We start from the raw sequence: 17,846 nt of genomic DNA, 5'->3' as shown, positions 1-17,846 counted from the left end.
TGCTCCTACTGACGCGGTGTAGAGATTAAGAGAGTTACGGGTTTGAAACGATGTGCCCAATCAGACTCTATTTCTCTTTTAAGATCTCCGGTCAGGGCTGCGACTAAAGGTTGGATGGAATCATCTCTGACATACAGTTGCACTTCCTGATCGCCGATAGACGTTTCAATCTTGCGTCTGACAGGCGAAAGAGAAGGCTGTGGTTCAATGCCAAGTCTTTGGGTGATAAGTTTTTCCAGTTCGGCAGGGCCGGAGAGAAGGCAATATTGTTGCATACTACCGTCAACGTATTTCAAGTTTATGTCTGAAACATAAGCATCCCTGTATGCAAATGCTGACTGATCAGGATCAATTTCTGAGAGTTCTACGACTCTCAATGTAGCATAGATGGTGGTTCCAAAAACGAATTCTGCGTGACGCTCGGAGTATTCAGATTCGTTGCCATACCAATAATTGCTGATGCGCCTAGAGAACCAAGTTGTAATCAATGCTTCTGAGTCGACTTGCCAATTGGTTTCAAGAAGTCCTTGAACCTCAGAAGTATTGTCGATTTCGGGATTCTGACAAAACTTGAGCGCAGTATCGACTTGCATCGAGTAGTCTGCGGCCTCGGCCTGCACACTATCCGGAAATAGAGTCAGCGCCAGAATTAGAGCCATCACTGCAAAACAGCCCCGTTCTTGTTCGGAAAAATCATTCCTGATGGCGTCAAGCGGTCCCATAGCGGGGTCCTGTTTGAGGTCCCGGATCAAACCCGGGACAGCGTTGCATTGTTTGCGAAGTCCCGGACTTGATCCAGGACCTCCACGTTTCGTTACCCAATCGCTTCCAGCACAGCTTCACCCAGCGTCGCGGGGCTGTCGGCTACCACGATCCCTGCGGACTTCATCGCCTCGATCTTGCTTTCCGCGTCACCTTTGCCGCCTGCGACAATCGCACCGGCGTGGCCCATGCGGCGGCCGGGAGGGGCGGTGCGGCCGGCGATGAAACCGGCTGTTGGCTTCCAGCGCCCTTTTTTCTTTTGGGCGGTCAGGAATTCGGCGGCTTCTTCCTCGGCGGATCCGCCGATTTCGCCGATCATGATCATGGAATGGGTTTCATCGTCATCAAGGAACATATCCAGCACGTCGATATGCTCGGTCCCCTTGATCGGGTCTCCGCCGATGCCCACGGCGGTGGATTGGCCCAGCCCGCTGTCGGATGTCTGCTTGACCGCCTCATAAGTCAGCGTGCCAGAGCGGGACACAACGCCGACTGACCCGCGCTTGTGGATATGGCCGGGCATGATGCCGATTTTGCATGCATCGGGCGTGATGATTCCCGGGCAGTTGGGCCCGATGAGGCGCGATGCAGAGCCTTCCAGCGCCTTTTTCACGCGCATCATGTCGAGGACAGGGATGCCTTCGGTGATGCAGATGATCAGTTCCATTTCGGCGTCGATGGCCTCCAGGATCGAATCCGCGGCGAAGGGCGGCGGCACGTAGATGACAGAGGCATTGGCCTCGGTCACGTGTTTCGCCTCATGCACCGAGTTGAAGATCGGCAGGTCCAGATGCGTCTGCCCGCCTTTGCCGGGGGTCACGCCGCCGACCATCTTGGTGCCATAGGCAATGGCCTGTTCGGAGTGGAATGTCCCCTGCGAGCCGGTGAGGCCTTGGCAGATGACGCGTGTGTTTTCGTTTACGAGAATGGCCATTTAGCCCTCTTTTTTTGAGTGTTTTGACTGAAGTCAGATCCGACTACTGGAAGTCGCTCCGTTGTTTTTGCTGATCAGCGATACAAACCGAGACCAGTTTTCCTTTGTATCGAATTGGTCTTCTGAAAGGGTGATGGGCGCCCATTGGCGGTTGTCAGCATCATCTTGCTCTGATGCGCCTCTAGCGCACCCAGCGAAATCAAGTGAGATATAGGTCTTACCCTTAAACTTTTGGGTGCGACAAACAACATCTTCCCAATGAATCTTCTTAGTGAATCTCCAAACGTCCTGAAATGTCTCAGTCGTGATTTTGTATCGATACAGGGGTTTGTAGAGAAGCTTGAATGAGTTCAACAGGACAAGTCCAATCCCAACGACAATGAAGAGGCCTGACCACAGATTGTCGAAGAAACCTAGGCCCATAGCATCCTTATAGAGAAGGCCCACGACCCCTGAGAAAGTAAAGAATACTCCCGTCGCTAGGCCAATCCAATAGAATGATCGGTCACCTTTGACATAGATGGGAGAGTGAAGAGGCCCTACATCCATACCAATTTCTTTCTTGTTTGGCTCATTACCCCTTCACCGCCTTCACGATTTTCTCGGCACCGTCCTTCAAATCATCAGCCGCAATCACATCAACGTCGCTTTCATTGATGATCCGCTTGCCTTCTTCGACGTTCGTCCCTTCGAGGCGGACGACGAGTGGTACTTGCAGGCCGACCTCTTTCACCGCGGACACAACGCCTTCGGCGATCACGTCGCAGCGCATGATGCCGCCGAAGATGTTTACAAGGATGCCTTTGACCTGCGGGTCAGAGGTGATGATTTTGAACGCCTCGGTTACTTTTTCTTTCGTTGCACCGCCGCCGACATCGAGGAAGTTGGCAGGTTCGGCCCCGTAAAGCTTGATGATGTCCATCGTCGCCATGGCAAGGCCCGCGCCGTTGACCATGCAGCCGATTTCACCGTCGAGCGCGATGTAGTTGAGGTCAAACTTCGATGCGGCGAGTTCCTTGGGGTCCTCTTCCGTTTCGTCGCGCAGGGCGGCGACATCGGCGTGGCGGTAGACCGCGTTGCCGTCGAAGGCGACCTTGGCGTCGAGCACTTTGAGGTCGCCACCATCAGTGACGATCAGCGGGTTAATCTCCAGCATCTCCATGTCTTTTTCGACGAAGGCTTGGTACAATTGGTCCATCAGTTTCACACATTGCTTGACCTGATTGCCGGTCAAGCCAAGCGCGAAGGCGACGCGGCGGCCGTGGAAAGGCTGGTAGCCTGTGGCGGGATCAACGGTGAAGTTGAGGATTTTCTCTGGCGTGTTCTCGGCCACTTCTTCGATGTCCATGCCGCCTTCGGTGGAGCAGACGAAACCGATGCGGCTGGTCTGACGGTCAACCAGCAGGGCGAGGTACATTTCTGTCTCGATGCCGGAGCCGTCTTCAATATAGATGCGGTTGACTTGCTTACCCGCAGGGCCGGTCTGGTGCGTGACCAATGTGCGGCCCAGCATACGCTTTGCTTCTGTCGCTGCCTCTTCAACCGATTTGGCCAGACGCACACCGCCTGCTTCACCGGCGTCGGCCTCTTTGAACTTGCCTTTGCCCCGGCCACCCGCGTGGATTTGCGCTTTGACCACCCAAAGGGGGCCGTCCATTTCGCCAGCGGCGGTTTTGGCGTCTTCGGCGCGGGTCACTGGGCGACCGTCTGAAACGGGCGCGCCATAGCTGCGCAACAAAGCTTTGGCCTGATATTCGTGAATGTTCATGGGGACATTTCCAATGTGGCTACGGTTGCGTCTAGCTAAACATGGAAAAAATCGGGTTTCTAAGGGAAAATCACCAAACCACCCGAAATTCGCACATTTGTGATCACAGAAATTTTGAGTGTGATCACAAAAAAGGAAATAGCGCCAACGCTATCAAGTTTAACTGGTTTTTTAAGATTCGCGAAGATGATAGCAAGGACAGTATGACGAAGAATACACCAACCTGGGCCGTGGTTGCGACGGTGGATGAACCGCCAGCATTGGTTCAGGCGTTTGTGGCCTGGTACCTATCCTTGGGGGCTGCCCGTATCTTTATCTACTGTGACAAACCTGGTGATCCTGTGGGGTCCGTGCTGCGTCATTTGCCGCAAGTGACTGTCTTGATGTGTGATGATGCGCACTGGCTGCGCGTCGGCAAAAGCCGACCGCGCCGACATCAGGTGCGGCAGGTGCGCAATGCGCGCGATGCTTACGCGCAGATGGAAGCCGACTGGCTGATCCATTGCGATGCGGATGAATTTCTTTGGCCACGCATGCCCGTGGCCGAAACATTGGCTGGCGTTGATGACGGGGTTGATGGCCTTGTTGTACAGGTGGCCGAGCGCGTGCATGCCGCGAGGTCGCCCACGCAGAACATCTTTGAAGGTGCCTTTCGCAGGCCCTTTCGGGAGCCTGCTGCGCGGGGTCGCCGAATTTTTGGCCTGGATTATGATCTGACGTATCGTGGTCTGACCGGGCATTCGCAGGGAAAGGCGTTTGTTCGCAAAGGGCGTGCGTTAAACATGTCGATCCATCGTCCGCGTCCGGTGCGATCCGATCAGGAGGTAGCCTTGGAAAGAGCGCATGTTGATGCGCTGGAATTACTGCATTTCGATGGTCTCACAACGGCATTCTGGACTTATAAGCTGGCCCGCATGGTGTACGCCTTGGAGAAACGCGATGGGATGCCGCCTTCGGATCATCGGCGCAAGCAGGCGGATGCTTTGATTGCTGATCCTGACGGGGCAGAGGCGCTTTATGATCGCTTGAAGCGACCGGATGCTGCGTTGATTGATTTGCTGAAAACTATGGGGCTGTGGGTGGAGCCATCATTTGACCCATCCGAGCCCATTGCACGATGGTTTCCTGATCAACCTGCCGATCTGCGACCTGATGTGTTGGATGCTTGGTTGCAGCGCAAGAAGGCACATGTGCTTAAGTTTTTGCGCGCATAAGTCGAAAGCGAAAGGGCCGTCCCCACGGACGGCCCTTTGTTTTTAGATACGGGGTGCGCCTTTAGGCAAGGCTATCGTCGATGCCTTTACACGCTTCAACGAGGCCCTTCACGGCGTCGACAGATTTGTCGAACATCGCTTGTTCTTCTTTGTTCATCTTGATCTCGACCACGCGCTCAATACCGCCCGCGCCGATCACGGTTGGGACGCCGACGTAGAAGCCGTTCAAGCCGTATGCCCCATCGACATGGGCCGCACATGGCAGCAGGCGCTTTTGGTCTTTGAGGTAGGCTTCTGCCATTTCAATGCCAGAGGTCGCGGGCGCATAGAAGGCCGAACCGGTCTTCAGCAGGCCCACGATTTCGGCGCCGCCATCGCGTGTGCGCTGTACGATCGCGTCGAGTTTTTCTTGCGTGGTCCATCCCATATCCACCAGATCCGGCAGAGGAATACCGGCCACTGTGGAGTAGCGCGTCAGTGGCACCATCGTATCGCCGTGGCCACCCAGAACGAAGGCGGTCACGTCGCGCATGGAGACGTCAAATTCTTCAGAAAGGAAATGACGGAAACGCGCGCTGTCCAGAACACCGGCCATGCCGCAAACCATATGGTGGGGCAGACCAGAAAATTCACGCAGTGCCCAAACCATCGCGTCCAGCGGGTTCGTGATGCAGATGACGAATGCGTTTGGCGCGTGAGCGGCGATGCCTTCGCCAACGGATTTCATGACTTTGAGGTTGATGCCCAGCAGATCATCGCGCGACATGCCCGGTTTGCGTGCGACACCGGCCGTGACGATGCAAACGTCCGCGCCAGCGATATCTTCATAGCTGTTGGCACCTTTGAAGCTGCCGTCGAATTTGGCTGCGGGGCCGCTTTCGGCGATATCAAGCGCCTTACCTTGGGGGATGCCTTCTGCGATATCGAAGAGAACAACATCGCCGAGTTCTTTGACGGCTGCGAGGTGTGCAAGCGTGCCGCCGATTTGTCCGGCGCCGATAAGAGCAATCTTGGGTCTGGCCATGAAACAGGTCCTTTGGTGATTTTGGCTTTCGGCGCTGTGGGTAAGGGTTTGCGGCCCGACGCGCAAGAGTGCCGCATCGCGGCATTGATCAAAGTGCTGTGGTCAAGCGGGCCTCAAACCGCTAACGAAAGGTGAATGAAGGACAAATCGGTACATCCAAGTGACTGAGTTCGGATGGCAATTTTTTGCAGTCGGCATCCCCGCGATCATCTTTGGCGGGATCTCAAAAGGTGGTTTTGGGTCTGGGGCTGCATTCGTTGCGGGTGCGATTCTGGCGCTTGTGGTGCCGCCGGGGACTGCTTTAGGGATTGTGCTGCCGCTCTTTATGTTGGTCGATGCGGCTGCATTAAAACCTTATTGGGGCAAGTGGCATTGGCCCTCTGCCAAGGGTTTGATGATCGGGGCCGTGCCGGGATGCATCATAGCGGCGTGGCTTTATGCAATTGTCGACGCTGATGTGTTTCGTCTTTTGATCGGTGTGATTTGTCTGGCGTTTGTCGCCTTCCAGTGGAGCCGGGCACGCGGTTGGCTGACGATCAAGGGGATGCCATTCCGTGCGCCTGTGGCATGGTTTGCGGGTATGGTCAGCGGTTTCACCAGCTTTGTCAGCCATGCCGGTGGGCCGCCTGCCGCAGTGTTTTTGTTGTCACAAGGCCTGAGCAAAACTGCGTATCAGGCGACCACTGTTGTTGCGTTCTGGGCGATCAACTGGATGAAGGCGGTGCCCTATGCATTTCTTGGTATTTTTAGCTGGGATACGGTGATGGGCAGTCTTGTCCTTGCACCTTTTGCGCTGTTGGGCGCGTGGATCGGTGTAAAGGCGCATCATTTGGTGCCAGAGCGGTTGTTCTTTGGGCTGACCTATATCCTGCTCGTCTTAACGGGTGTCCGGCTTATCTGGATTGCGCTGGTATAAGCCGGACTTTGACGTCAGCTTTGGCTGTCGAAGTTTGCCAGAGGTTCATTGAGGTATTGATAGGCTTGGCCTGCGGCGACCAAGCAGGTCGGCCCGCCGGGGCGGGTGACCGTGATGGTCCAAGAGCCTGTGTCCATTGAGGCAAAAACCTCTACCACCGCATTATCACTGCCCAAACCGATGGATTGGCGGCTTTCGCCGTAAGCTTGGGCCAACCGTTCGACAACGATGTCATGTTCCGCGCAATTGTTTGATTGCGCTTGCGTTTGTTGTGCCGCGATCATCATCGCGCCGATCCCGAAGGACATCAGAAAGAATGTGCGTTTCATTTGGTTCCCCTTTTCCGCTGGGCCACAGCGGAGGGCTGTGACCGTGCAAGTGGATCAAATTGTCCGACTAACTTCCGCGAAAATGGTTAACACACCGTAACGATGGCTCTGGTCGCTGCGTCGCGGCAATTTGGTCTTGAATGATCTGCTCAAATCTGGCGTTGTTTGCGCAACTTTATTGCGAGGAAGATTCGATGCATGACCGTCCTTACCGTTCCGCCCTCTATATTCCGGGGTCCAAGGACCGCGCATTGGACAAGGCGCGGGGGTTGCCTGTCGATGTGATCCTGTTTGATCTGGAGGATGCGGTTACGCCCGATGCCAAGGTCGCAGCGCGCGATACGCTTTATGCGGCTTTGGCTGAGAACGGCTATGGCGCGCGGTTGAAGATCGTACGGATCAATGGGCTGGATACGGAATGGGGGCGCGCAGATGCTGCAGCGGTTGCAGCGATGAATTGCGATGCAATCTTGTTACCCAAGGTGAATGGCCCCGCTGATGTGGATGCGTTGGCGGCTTTGGTGCCTGACCTGCCCATCTGGGCAATGATGGAAACGCCGCAGGGGATACTGAATGCCGAAAGCATCGCCGCCCACCCGCGCATTGCAGGATTTGTGCTGGGAACGAATGATCTGGCCAAGGACCTCAATTCGCGCAGCCGTGCGGCGCTTATGATGTCATTGCAGCACTGCATGTTGGCTGCGAAGGCTGCGAGGATTGTGGCGCTGGACGGTGTCTATAATGCCTTCAAGGACGAAGACGGCCTGCGTGCGGAATGTGAAGAGGGCCGCGATATGGGCTTTGACGGCAAGACGCTGATCCATCCGGCTCAGATTGCGATTGCGAATGCCGCTTTTGGTCCGACCGAAGCCGAGATTGATCTCGCCCGTCGTCAGATTGCGGCGTTCGAGGCAGCAGAAGCCGAAGGGCAGGGTGTTGCTGTCGTCGATGGGCGCATCGTTGAGAACTTGCATATTGTGACAGCCCGCGCGACCTTGGCGAAAGCTGACGCCATCGCCGCATTGGAGACGACATGACACTACTCATTGCAGGCGTTGTCCTTTGGTGGGCGGCGCATTTCTTTAAACGGGTGGCCCCTGGGCCACGGGCGAAACTGGGTGAGCCGGGCAAGGGGTTGGTCGCGGTTCTGATCGTTGCTTCCATCGTCTTGATGGTGCTGGGCTATCGTGCCGCCGATGGTGCGGTGTATTGGGGGCGCGAACCGATGTGGGTTGGGATCAACAACCTGTTGATGGTTCTGGCATTCTATTTCTATGCGGCCAGCGGCGCAAAGGGTGCGAAAATCTGGTTAGGGACCAAAATCCGGCATCCACAACTGACCGGGTTTTCGATCTGGGCTGTGGCGCATTTGCTGGTGAATGGTGATACGCCGTCGTTCATCTTGTTCGGCGGATTGCTGATCTGGGCAATCCTGGAAATCCTGTTGATCAATGCGCAGGACGGCGCGTGGGAGCGCCCGCCGCGGGCACCATTCAGGAAAGAGATCGTGGCGATTGTCATCACATTGGTTGTGGTCTGCGTTGTCATGGCGATCCACTATGCGCTGGGTGTGACACCTTGGGGGTAAGATCATGAAAATCTACAGAATGCTGACCGAAGATGATACTTCGCAGTTTTGCCATAAGGTATCTGAAGCGCTGTCCAAAGGCTGGGAGCTTTATGGCGACCCAACCTATGCCTTTGACCATGCCAATGGTGTTATGCGGTGCGGACAGGCGGTGACGAAAGAGATCAATCAAGCCTATTCCCCGGACATGAAGTTGGGACAGCAATGACCAAGACAAATGCTGGTCGGTTCTTTGAGGATTACGCCGTTGGCGATGTAATCACCCATGCAGTCCCGCGCACGATCAAGATGGGCGAGCGCGCCTTATATCACGCGCTTTATCCCGCACGCCATGCACTGCACTCGTCCGATCAGTTTGCCCAAAGCTGTGGTTTGCCTTTCAGCCCGTTGAACGACTTGGTGACGTTCCATACAGTATTTGGCAAAACCGTCCCGGACGTGTCGCTGAATGCGGTGGCTAATCTTGGGTATGCAGAGGGGCGGTGGATAACCCCGCTTTGGCCGGGTGATACCATCACCTCGACCTCTGAGGTGATTGGGGTCAAGCAGAACTCTAACGGGAAATCGGGTGTTGTCTGGGTGCGGACGACGGGGCGCAATCAGCATGATGAAGTGCTGATGTCCTATGTGCGCTGGGTGATGGTGCGCAAACGGGGCGATGGTGAGGCGCCTGAACCGATGATCCCGGAGTTGGCATCTGCAGTTTCGGCGAACGACTTGGTTATTCCGCAGGGGCTGAACTTCACAGGTTATGACTTTGCACTCGCAGGCGAGCCGCACCGCTTGGCCGACTATGCTGCGGGCGAGGTTATCGACCACGTTGATGGTGTCACGATCGAAGAGGCTGAGCATATGCTGGCTACGCGGCTTTGGCAGAACACCGCCAAGGTACACTTTGATGCAACGAACCGGCCTGATGGCAAGCGGTTGATCTATGGCGGGCATGTCATTTCCTTGGCGCGGGCGTTGTCTTTCAATGGCTTGGCGAATGCGCAGATGATTGTTGCACTTAATGGAGGCGCGCATGCCAACCCTTGTTTCGCAGGCGACACTGTGCGGGCGTGGTCTGAGGTGCTAGATCTGGCAGAGACCAGCGCACCGGGTGTTGGCGCAATCCGGCTGCGGTTGGTTGCGACCAAGGGGGCGGCCGGTGTCTTGCGTGGTGACGACGGCAAGTATCACCCTGATGTACTGCTTGATCTGGACTATTGGGCATTGATGCCACTTTAGACAGCATCGGCATCAGGTTTGTGATCACAGTTTTAAAAGCTGTGATCACATCTGCGTAAAACAATGTATATCGCGACCTTTTTTCACGGTCTGATCCGTCTGCGGTACGTGACTCTCACAAAATAATGGTGCAATAAGAGGTTAAAGGCGCCGTCTTGCCGGACGGCATGAAGCCAACGAAGGGAACAGTTATGGCCGACGTGAACCGGGGCAATCGCCCGCTTTCACCGCATTTGACGATCTATCGTCCGCAATGGACGTCGATGTCCTCAATTCTGGTTCGGATCACGGGAAACGCACTGATTGTCGCAGCGCTTATGATCGTCTGGTGGTTTGTTGCGGCGGCGGCTGGGCCAGATGCGTTTGCAACAGCGAACGGATTTGTCACGAGCTGGTTTGGTGATCTGGTTATGACATTATCAGTTCTTGGGCTTTGGTATCACCTGTTGGGCGGTCTGCGACATTTGGTTTGGGACAGCGGACGGATGCTTGATGTCGATAAGTCCGAATTAGCAGCGCAGATGATGATGGTTTTGGCAGTCTTGCTGACCATTTTCACTGTCATCGTTGTATAAGGGGCCCACACCATGGCATTTTTAACTGACCGTAAGCGCGCCTCGGGCATGGGTTCTGCAAAGACCGGGACCGAGCATCATTGGCAGATGATGGTGACCTCTGTTGCTTTGCTGATCCTGACACCGCTTTTTATCTTTACCTTTGGATCAATCCTTGGATCGTCCTATGACGAGGTGATCGCCTATTACCAACGCCCATTCCCCGCAGTGGTTGCGATCCTGACCATGTTGGTTGGCTTCTTTCATTACCGGTTAGGTGTACAAACCCTGATCGAGGATTATGTTCACGGGTTCGCACGCAAGGCGGCGATCATCGGCATGATCTGCGTGTCCTATGCAGCGGCGGCCTTTGCGATTTTCGCAATCATCCGCATCGCCCTTTAATTCTTCGGAGCAACCTCAAGATGGCAGCCTACGAATACGAAACACATACCTATGACGCGATTGTTGTAGGGGCTGGTGGCGCTGGGCTACGGGCCACTTTGGGTCTGGCCGAACAGGGCTTGCGCACCGCCTGTATCACCAAGGTTTTCCCGACCCGGTCTCACACTGTGGCCGCCCAAGGTGGCATCGCTGCATCGCTGGGCAACATGGGCCCGGATAGCTGGCAGTGGCATATGTATGACACGGTCAAGGGCTCTGACTGGTTGGGTGATACCGACGCGATGGAGTATCTGGCCCGCGAGGCGCCCAAGGCGGTTTATGAGCTGGAGCACTATGGCGTGCCGTTTTCGCGCACCGAAGAGGGCAAGATTTATCAGCGCCCGTTCGGCGGCCACACGACCGAGTTTGGTGAAGGTCCGCCTGTGCAACGCACCTGTGCCGCCGCCGACCGGACTGGCCACGCCATTTTGCACACACTCTATGGTCAGTCACTGAAGCAGCAGGCTGAGTTCTATATCGAATACTTCGCGCTTGATCTGATCATGTCGGACGATGGCATCTGCCAAGGTGTGATCGCGTGGAAGCTGGATGACGGCACCATGCATGTCTTCAATGCGAAGACTGTTGTTCTGGCGACAGGCGGTTATGGTCGTGCGTATTTCAGCGCCACCTCTGCCCACACTTGTACAGGTGATGGTGGCGGTATGGTGGCCCGTCAGGGTCTGCCGCTGCAGGATATGGAGTTCGTGCAGTTTCACCCCACTGGGATCTATGGTGCGGGTTGCTTGATTACCGAAGGCGCGCGTGGCGAGGGTGGTTATCTGACTAACTCTGAGGGTGAGCGGTTTATGGAGCGTTACGCGCCCAATTACAAAGACCTTGCCCCCCGCGACTACGTTAGCCGCTGTATGACGATGGAAATCCGCGAAGGCCGTGGCGTTGGTGCCAATGGCGACCATATCAGCCTGAACCTGAACCACCTGCCGAAAGAGGCTTTGGCCGAACGTCTGCCGGGTATTTCAGAAAGCGCGCGCATCTTTGCAGGTGTAGACGTGACAAAAGAGGCAATCCCGGTTCTGCCGACCGTGCACTACAACATGGGCGGTATTCCGACGAACTATTACGGTGAGGTGTTGAACCCGACCAAGAAGGACCCGAACGCCGTTGTGCCGGGTCTGATGGCTGTGGGTGAAGCAGGCTGTGCGTCTGTGCATGGCGCCAACCGCCTTGGGTCCAACAGCCTGATCGACCTTGTGGTCTTTGGTCGCGCCGCTGCGATCCGCGCGGGCGAGGTTGTGGACCGCGATGCACCGAACCCCACCTTGAACCAAGCCTCTGTCGATGCTTGCTTTGACCGCTTCGATGGGCTGCGCCACGCGAAAGGCACTGTTGGGACTGCGGAGTTGCGTCTTGAGATGCAAAAAGCGATGCAGGCTGATGCAGCCGTGTTCCGTACCGACAAGACGCTGGGCGAGGGCGTCAAGAAAATGACCGCCATTGCGGAAAAGATGGATGATCTCTCTGTCACTGACCGCAGCCTTGTCTGGAACAGCGACCTGATGGAAACGCTGGAACTGACCAACCTGATGCCAAATGCTTTGGCCACGATTGTAGGCGCCGAGGCACGCAAGGAAAGCCGTGGTGCGCATGCGCATGAGGACTATGCGACGCGTGACGATAAAAAGTGGCGTGTACATACGATCAGCCACGTTGATGCGGCGAAGGTGAAGCTGAGCTACCGTCCTGTGATCACCGAAGGGTTAACGACCGAAGCTGAAGGTGGGATTTCGGAAGCCAAAATCGCTCCGAAAGAAAGGACCTTCTGATGCGTGTGATCGTTTCTCTTTTTGCGGGGGCAATGGTGCTAGCCGGTTGTATGCAGGACATTGGCACGACGGGCGATGTTTTGGTGCGTGATACGGCCAAAGGCGTGGTGAACACCGCAGTTCAGGCCCGTTTCCCTGGTGTCGATGCGGAACCGTTTACCGATTGCATTATCGACAACGCATCCTCTGCCGAGATTATACAGATCGCCGAAAGCGCGATTGTTGGAACCAATGCGGCAACCACCAATCTGATCGCCGAGATCGCAGAACGCCCTGATACCGTGCGATGCGCGGTCAATAATTCACTGGGTCTGAATATATGACACGATTGACGGTCATATTGGGTGCTCTGCTGGTAAGCGCATGCACGCCAATGACGCCAGAGCGCGCCGCAGATATCTGCGAAGAGCGCGCGCAGGCGGCACAGGGCCCTGATGTGGGTGTGGCTGTTGGGGCCAATAGTAACACTGGTCCGTTTGCGAGTGCGGGGATCAGCATCAGCCTCGATGCGCTTCGTGGTCGGGACCCCGTTGCAGTTTATGACAGCTGCGTTTTGGATTTGACAGGCGAGGCGCCTATTCGGCCTGCGCGACTGCGGGCGATATAAAGATTGAAGGCGCGCGCCTTGAACGGAAGGAATGACAAATGGTACAACTGACACTTCCCAAGAACTCTCGCATGAAAGTGGGCAAGACCTGGCCCAAGCCGGAAGGGGCGACCAACCTGCGCAAGGTGCAGATATATCGTTGGAACCCGGATGATGGGCAAAACCCGCAGCTCGATACCTATTTCCTTGATATGGATACCTGTGGCCCGATGGTGTTGGATGCACTCATCAAGATCAAGAATGAGATTGATCCGACGCTGACCTTCCGCCGCTCTTGTCGCGAGGGGATTTGCGGATCCTGTGCGATGAACATTGACGGAATCAACACGCTGGCCTGCATCTATGGGATGGATGAGGTGAAGGGTGATGTGAAAATCTATCCTTTGCCGCATATGCCTGTGATCAAGGATTTGATCCCCGACCTAACGCATTTCTATGCCCAGCATGCCTCTGTCATGCCATGGCTTGAGACAAAGACCAACCGCCCTGCGAAAGAGTGGAAGCAATCGGTTGACGATCGTAAGAAACTTGATGGTCTTTATGAGTGCGTGATGTGCGCGTGTTGTTCGACATCTTGCCCATCGTATTGGTGGAACGGTGATCGGTATCTTGGACCCGCTGCGCTGTTGCACGCCTACCGCTGGATCATCGACAGCCGTGATGAGGCGACGGGTGAGCGTTTGGACGAATTGGAAGACCCATTCAAGCTATACCGCTGCCACACGATCATGAATTGCGCCAAGACCTGTCCGAAGGGGCTGAACCCCGCCAAGGCGATTGCGCATATCAAGGGGATGATGGTCGAGCGGGTTGTCTAAGTGACCGGCACACCAAAAGTATTTGTGATCGGGTTTAGCAAAACCGCGACAACAACGATCCACAAGTTCTTTGCGCAAAACGGATATAATTCTGTCCATTGGAGCTTACCAGATGGGCGGATGCTCGCTGGTGTATTGGTGACAAATGTCCTTAGTGGTCGCCCCATTCTGGCCTCGATCGACAATTTTGATGTTTACTCAGAATTTAGCTTTGCTGATGGTGCCCTTTACCTTGAAGCTAATTATTTCTTTCGTGAACTATATCATGCGTATCCCGATGCATATTTCCTGTTGAATACCAGAGATACAGACCGTTGGATTGAATCGCGCAACCGGCATTTCGGACGAAACGCAAAGGGTCGCGGATCGCTGGCCGAACGCATTCAGGGCGCATACAGAGCGACGCCCGTAGAAACAGAACAGATTTGGCGCGACTATCACGCTCCCTTTCACCAAGAGGTCAGAACGTTTTTTGCGTCTTATCCTGATGCACGGTTCCTTGAGTTTCCAATTGAGACTGGTTCTGCCGAGCAAATTGTCGATTGGGTGAAGGCAGATTACGATCTTGATCCGGCGCTTTGGGCTGCGGCGAATGTCACTGTTGAACGCGAGCAAAGCAGAAAGCGGCGGCGTAACCCGTTCACACGCGTATTCGACAAGCTGCGCAAAAACAGGCGTTAGGCAAACGCGGCCGTTAGCGCGATTTCAACCATGTCGCCAAAGGATCGTTCCCGGTCTTCCGCTGGTAAAGCTTCGTGTGTGATCAAGTGGTCACTGACGGTCAGCACCGCCAAGGCGCGTCGTCCGTGCCGGGCGGCGAGGTTGTAAAGCTCGGCTGCTTCCATCTCGACCCCGAGGATTCCATGCCGGATCATTTGCTCGTTCAGGTCGGGACGTTCGTCATAGAAGACGTCAGAGGAATAGATGCCGCCGACATGGGTTGGCACACCCTCTGCCTTGGCTGCGTTATGAGCTGCTGCCAATAGTCCGTAGTCAGCGCAGGGGGCAAAATTCAGCTCTTTGAAGATACCCCGCGATGGGGTTGAGAGCGTTGAAGCCGTCATCGCAAGGATCACATCGCGGATACCGACGTTTTCCTGCATACCCCCGCACGAGCCGATCCGGATCAGGGTTTGTACGTTATAGTCCTTGATCAACTCATTGGCGTAGATCGACAGCGACGGCATTCCCATTCCTGAGCCTTGGATCGTGACCGGATGCCCGTTCCATGTCCCGGTAAAGCCCAACATGCCACGCACTTCGTTGATGCAGCGCGCGTCTTTCAAGAAAGTCTCTGCCGCCCATTTCGCGCGATAGGGATCACCCGGCATCAAGACGGTTGGTGCAATGTCGCCCTTGTCGGCGCCGATATGGATTGTCATGGCTGGACCCCTCTTTGCGTTACACTCAGTTTAGGCGGTGTTCCGAAGGGGGGGAAGCTAGATTTCCATGGCGTCAGGGGACGTTCCAGATTTGATCGCGGCTTTGAACCAGTCTGGCTGACGCCCTTTGCCGGTCCAGGTTTGATCGGCGTTGGCCGGATTTTGGTACTTGGGCACCGAGGCAGTTTTTGGGCCCGCTTTCCGTTTGCGGACCGCCTTGGGTGCTGTATCGCCCGTCAACTCAGCCAAAGAGAACCCATGCGATGCTGCGGCTTTTTCGGCGGCGGCCCGTGCGGCCTTTTTCTCTTTCTCGGCCAATTTCACCAATGCTTTCTCAACATTGGTCTTCAGCTTTTCCAGCTCTTTACGTGTCATTGATTTCAGATCGGGTTTCATTTGCTCACTCCCAAGTAATTTAGGGGGCATAACACTGATCGAATTAATAATTCACCCCCTAACTCTTGCATGGCTGTACAAAAGCGCAGGATATCGCCGCCTATTCGGCAGCAACTAACCTTGGGTCAACCAATGTGACGATATCGCCCATGATTTTGTTCAATTCAAAATCTTTGGGTGTATAGACCCTTGCAACACCCATGGCGCGTAATTCATTTGCATCGTCATCGGGGATAATGCCACCTGCAATGACCGGGATATGAGCGATCCCTGCAGCGCGCAATCTGTGCATCACGTCTCGAACAAGTGGAATATGCGACCCCGAAAGAATAGAAAGCCCGATCACGTGGCAATCGCCATTCTGTGCGGCTGTGACGATTTCTTCTGGTGTCAGACGAATACCCTCGTAATCAATATCCATCCCGCAATCGCGTGCCCGTGCAGCGATTTGTTCGGCCCCGTTTGAATGTCCGTCCAGTCCCGGTTTGCCGACCAGGAACTTCAGGCGACGGCCGAGTGCCGTGCTGACCAAATCAACCTGTTCGCGCAGGTCTTCCAACCCTTCCGTGCGGTTGGATGGGTTGCTGCTAACGCCCGTGGGCGCGCGGTATTGTCCAAACACATTGCGAATGACGTCAGACCATTCGCCTGTTGTCACCCCGGCGCGCGCGCATGCAATTGAAGGCGGCATGATGTTGCTGCCATCTTGGGCGGCGGCGCGCAAAGCGGCAAGTACCTCTTTCACGGCGGTGTTATCACGGTTGGCCTTCCAGACGTTGAGGCGGTCAAGCTGGTCGGCTTCGGCTTGCGGATCAGCAACCATGATGGCGTCGTCACCGGCGGTTAGCGGTGAGGGTTCGCCAGTTTGCCATTTATTGACACCTACTACAGTGGTGTCGCCTTTCTCGATCCCAGCAATGCGTGCCGCATTGCTTTCGACCAAGCGCGACTTCATATAGGTAATCGCACCAACTGCGCCGCCCATGCCGTCAATTTGCGCGAGTTCGGCACGTGCGCCGTTTTTGAGTTCATTTACTTTGCGATCTATTGCCGGATTGCCATCGAAAAGATCGTCGAATTCCAACAAATCGGTTTCGTAAGCCAATATCTGTTGCATCCGGAGTGACCATTGTTGGTCCCAAGGACGGGGAAGGCCAAGCGCTTCATTCCATGCAGGTAATTGCACAGCGCGTGCGCGGGCGTTTTTGGAAAGCGTCACTGCGAGCGTTTCCAATAGAATACGATAGACGTTATTCTCAGGTTGCTGTTCGGTCAGCCCTAGTGAATTGACCTGTACCCCATAACGGAAGCGGCGGTATTTGGCGTCTTCGACGCCATAGCGGTCAGCACAAATCTCATCCCATAATTCGACGAACGCGCGCATTTTGCAGAGTTCAGTGACGAAACGGATACCGGCATTCACGAAAAATGAAATGCGCCCAACCATGGCCGGAAAATGCTCGGCCGGGACTTTTCCTTTGAGATCATCCAATACAGCGGTGGCCGTTGCCAACGCAAATGCCAGTTCTTCTTCCGGCGTCGCGCCTGCCTCTTGCAGGTGGTAGGAACACACGTTCATCGGGTTCCATTTGGGCAGGTGTTCGCGCGTGTAGGCAGCTACGTCGGTGATCATGCGCAAGGATGGTTCTGGTGGACAGATATAGGTCCCGCGCGAGAGGTACTCTTTAATGATGTCATTTTGCACGGTACCTTGCAGCGCGCTTATGTCCGCGCCCTGTTCCTCGGCCACCGCGATATAGAGGGATAGCAACCAAGGTGCAGTCGCGTTGATCGTCATCGACGTGTTCATCTGATCAAGCGGGATATCGTCAAAGAGTGCGCGCATGTCGCCAAGATGGCTGACGGGAACACCGACTTTGCCGACCTCGCCTTTGGCAAGTACATGATCGCTGTCATAGCCCGTTTGCGTGGGCAAATCGAAGGCGACGGAAAGACCGGTCTGCCCTTTGGCAAGGTTTCCACGATAGAGTGCGTTGGATGCCGCTGCAGTCGAGTGACCTGCATATGTGCGAAACAGCCAAGGGCGGTCTTTCTGCGGGTGCGGCATGGGCGGATCTCCTGAATCACTTTGC

At 55.3% G+C, this 17,846-nt stretch carries 21 protein-coding genes; 13 read left to right on the top strand and 8 right to left on the bottom strand.

Going from position 1 to position 17,846, the window contains the following annotated elements; genetic code table 11:
- Positions 1 to 5 precede the first annotated feature (5 nt).
- The 3 genes from BC777_RS16435 to sucC all read right to left on the bottom strand — a co-directional run bounded on the left by BC777_RS16435 (position 6) and on the right by sucC (position 3,464).
- Entirely contained in the window at positions 6 to 722 is a 717-nt protein-coding gene (locus tag BC777_RS16435; protein WP_100369278.1) for a hypothetical protein, read from the bottom strand.
- Positions 723 to 814: 92 nt separating this feature from the next.
- Entirely contained in the window at positions 815 to 1,696 is an 882-nt protein-coding gene (sucD, locus tag BC777_RS16430; protein ID WP_100369277.1) for a succinate--CoA ligase subunit alpha, read from the bottom strand.
- Between the two features lie 574 nt (positions 1,697 to 2,270).
- Positions 2,271 to 3,464: an ADP-forming succinate--CoA ligase subunit beta gene (gene sucC, locus BC777_RS16420; RefSeq protein WP_100369275.1), complete on the bottom strand. Its 1,194-nt coding sequence runs from the start codon at positions 3,462 to 3,464 to the stop codon at positions 2,271 to 2,273.
- Between the two features lie 203 nt (positions 3,465 to 3,667).
- On the opposite strand from sucC, the gene BC777_RS16415 reads away from it, so the two are divergent.
- On the top strand, positions 3,668 to 4,678 hold the full coding sequence (locus BC777_RS16415; RefSeq protein ID WP_168769194.1) for a glycosyltransferase family 2 protein: 1,011 nt from the start codon (positions 3,668 to 3,670) through the stop codon (positions 4,676 to 4,678).
- A 61-nt stretch (positions 4,679 to 4,739) separates the two neighbouring features.
- On the opposite strand, the gene mdh is transcribed toward BC777_RS16415, so the two are convergent.
- The gene (gene mdh / locus BC777_RS16410; RefSeq protein WP_100369273.1) at positions 4,740 to 5,702 is read right to left on the bottom strand and encodes a malate dehydrogenase; all 963 of its coding nucleotides are present in this window, start codon (positions 5,700 to 5,702) and stop codon (positions 4,740 to 4,742) included.
- Between the two features lie 160 nt (positions 5,703 to 5,862).
- Between mdh and BC777_RS16405 the strand changes: the two genes are divergently transcribed.
- Positions 5,863 to 6,618 (top strand): sulfite exporter TauE/SafE family protein, encoded by a 756-nt coding sequence (locus BC777_RS16405; RefSeq protein WP_100369272.1) that lies wholly within the window; start codon positions 5,863 to 5,865, stop codon positions 6,616 to 6,618.
- Between the two features lie 14 nt (positions 6,619 to 6,632).
- Here the strand turns inward: BC777_RS16405 and BC777_RS16400 are convergent, their stop codons facing one another.
- Positions 6,633 to 6,947 (bottom strand): hypothetical protein, encoded by a 315-nt coding sequence (locus BC777_RS16400; RefSeq protein ID WP_100369271.1) that lies wholly within the window; start codon positions 6,945 to 6,947, stop codon positions 6,633 to 6,635.
- A 194-nt stretch (positions 6,948 to 7,141) separates the two neighbouring features.
- Between BC777_RS16400 and BC777_RS16395 the strand changes: the two genes are divergently transcribed.
- The 11 genes from BC777_RS16395 to BC777_RS16345 all read left to right on the top strand — a co-directional run bounded on the left by BC777_RS16395 (position 7,142) and on the right by BC777_RS16345 (position 14,656).
- Positions 7,142 to 7,984: an HpcH/HpaI aldolase/citrate lyase family protein gene (locus BC777_RS16395; protein WP_100369364.1), complete on the top strand. Its 843-nt coding sequence runs from the start codon at positions 7,142 to 7,144 to the stop codon at positions 7,982 to 7,984.
- Entirely contained in the window at positions 7,981 to 8,535 is a 555-nt protein-coding gene (locus tag BC777_RS16390; protein ID WP_100369270.1) for an NnrU family protein, read from the top strand. Before BC777_RS16395 ends, BC777_RS16390 begins: the two co-directional genes overlap by 4 nt.
- A 4-nt stretch (positions 8,536 to 8,539) precedes the next feature.
- Positions 8,540 to 8,743, top strand: a complete 204-nt coding sequence (locus BC777_RS16385) for a DUF1737 domain-containing protein (protein WP_100369269.1) — start codon at positions 8,540 to 8,542, stop codon at positions 8,741 to 8,743.
- Positions 8,740 to 9,765, top strand: a complete 1,026-nt coding sequence (locus tag BC777_RS16380) for a MaoC family dehydratase (protein ID WP_100369268.1) — start codon at positions 8,740 to 8,742, stop codon at positions 9,763 to 9,765. The genes BC777_RS16385 and BC777_RS16380 overlap by 4 nt, the downstream gene beginning before the upstream one ends.
- Before the next feature lie 191 nt (positions 9,766 to 9,956).
- Positions 9,957 to 10,340: a succinate dehydrogenase, cytochrome b556 subunit gene (sdhC, locus tag BC777_RS16375; protein WP_100369267.1), complete on the top strand. Its 384-nt coding sequence runs from the start codon at positions 9,957 to 9,959 to the stop codon at positions 10,338 to 10,340.
- A gap of 12 nt (positions 10,341 to 10,352) precedes the next feature.
- Positions 10,353 to 10,724, top strand: coding sequence for a succinate dehydrogenase, hydrophobic membrane anchor protein (sdhD, locus tag BC777_RS16370; protein WP_100369266.1), 372 nt, complete (start codon positions 10,353 to 10,355; stop codon positions 10,722 to 10,724).
- 20 nt (positions 10,725 to 10,744) lie between these two features.
- The gene (gene sdhA, locus BC777_RS16365) at positions 10,745 to 12,550 is read left to right on the top strand and encodes a succinate dehydrogenase flavoprotein subunit (RefSeq protein WP_100369265.1); all 1,806 of its coding nucleotides are present in this window, start codon (positions 10,745 to 10,747) and stop codon (positions 12,548 to 12,550) included.
- Entirely contained in the window at positions 12,550 to 12,873 is a 324-nt protein-coding gene (locus BC777_RS16360) for a succinate dehydrogenase (RefSeq protein WP_100369264.1), read from the top strand. Before sdhA ends, BC777_RS16360 begins: the two co-directional genes overlap by 1 nt.
- The gene (locus BC777_RS16355; RefSeq protein ID WP_100369263.1) at positions 12,870 to 13,157 is read left to right on the top strand and encodes a hypothetical protein; all 288 of its coding nucleotides are present in this window, start codon (positions 12,870 to 12,872) and stop codon (positions 13,155 to 13,157) included. Before BC777_RS16360 ends, BC777_RS16355 begins: the two co-directional genes overlap by 4 nt.
- 38 nt (positions 13,158 to 13,195) lie before the next feature.
- Positions 13,196 to 13,975, top strand: coding sequence for a succinate dehydrogenase iron-sulfur subunit (locus tag BC777_RS16350; RefSeq protein ID WP_100369262.1), 780 nt, complete (start codon positions 13,196 to 13,198; stop codon positions 13,973 to 13,975).
- Positions 13,976 to 14,656 carry a sulfotransferase gene (locus BC777_RS16345; protein WP_100369261.1) on the top strand — a complete coding sequence of 227 codons (681 nt, stop codon included), beginning with the start codon at positions 13,976 to 13,978 and terminating at the stop codon, positions 14,654 to 14,656.
- On the opposite strand, the gene deoD is transcribed toward BC777_RS16345, so the two are convergent.
- The 3 genes from deoD to BC777_RS16330 all read right to left on the bottom strand — a co-directional run bounded on the left by deoD (position 14,653) and on the right by BC777_RS16330 (position 17,821).
- On the bottom strand, positions 14,653 to 15,357 hold the full coding sequence (deoD, locus tag BC777_RS16340; protein WP_100369260.1) for a purine-nucleoside phosphorylase: 705 nt from the start codon (positions 15,355 to 15,357) through the stop codon (positions 14,653 to 14,655). The genes BC777_RS16345 and deoD overlap by 4 nt on opposite strands.
- Before the next feature lie 57 nt (positions 15,358 to 15,414).
- The gene (locus tag BC777_RS16335; protein WP_100369259.1) at positions 15,415 to 15,753 is read right to left on the bottom strand and encodes an H-NS histone family protein; all 339 of its coding nucleotides are present in this window, start codon (positions 15,751 to 15,753) and stop codon (positions 15,415 to 15,417) included.
- Between the two features lie 100 nt (positions 15,754 to 15,853).
- Positions 15,854 to 17,821 (bottom strand): ethylmalonyl-CoA mutase, encoded by a 1,968-nt coding sequence (locus tag BC777_RS16330; RefSeq protein WP_100369258.1) that lies wholly within the window; start codon positions 17,819 to 17,821, stop codon positions 15,854 to 15,856.
- Between the last annotated feature and the right edge of the window lie 25 nt (positions 17,822 to 17,846).

This window comes from Yoonia maricola, assembly GCF_002797915.1.
In the GTDB taxonomy this organism is placed as follows: domain Bacteria; phylum Pseudomonadota; class Alphaproteobacteria; order Rhodobacterales; family Rhodobacteraceae; genus Yoonia; species Yoonia maricola.
The sequence above is the reverse complement of the archived record's forward strand: the minus strand, read 5'-3'. Positions and strand labels throughout refer to the sequence as shown.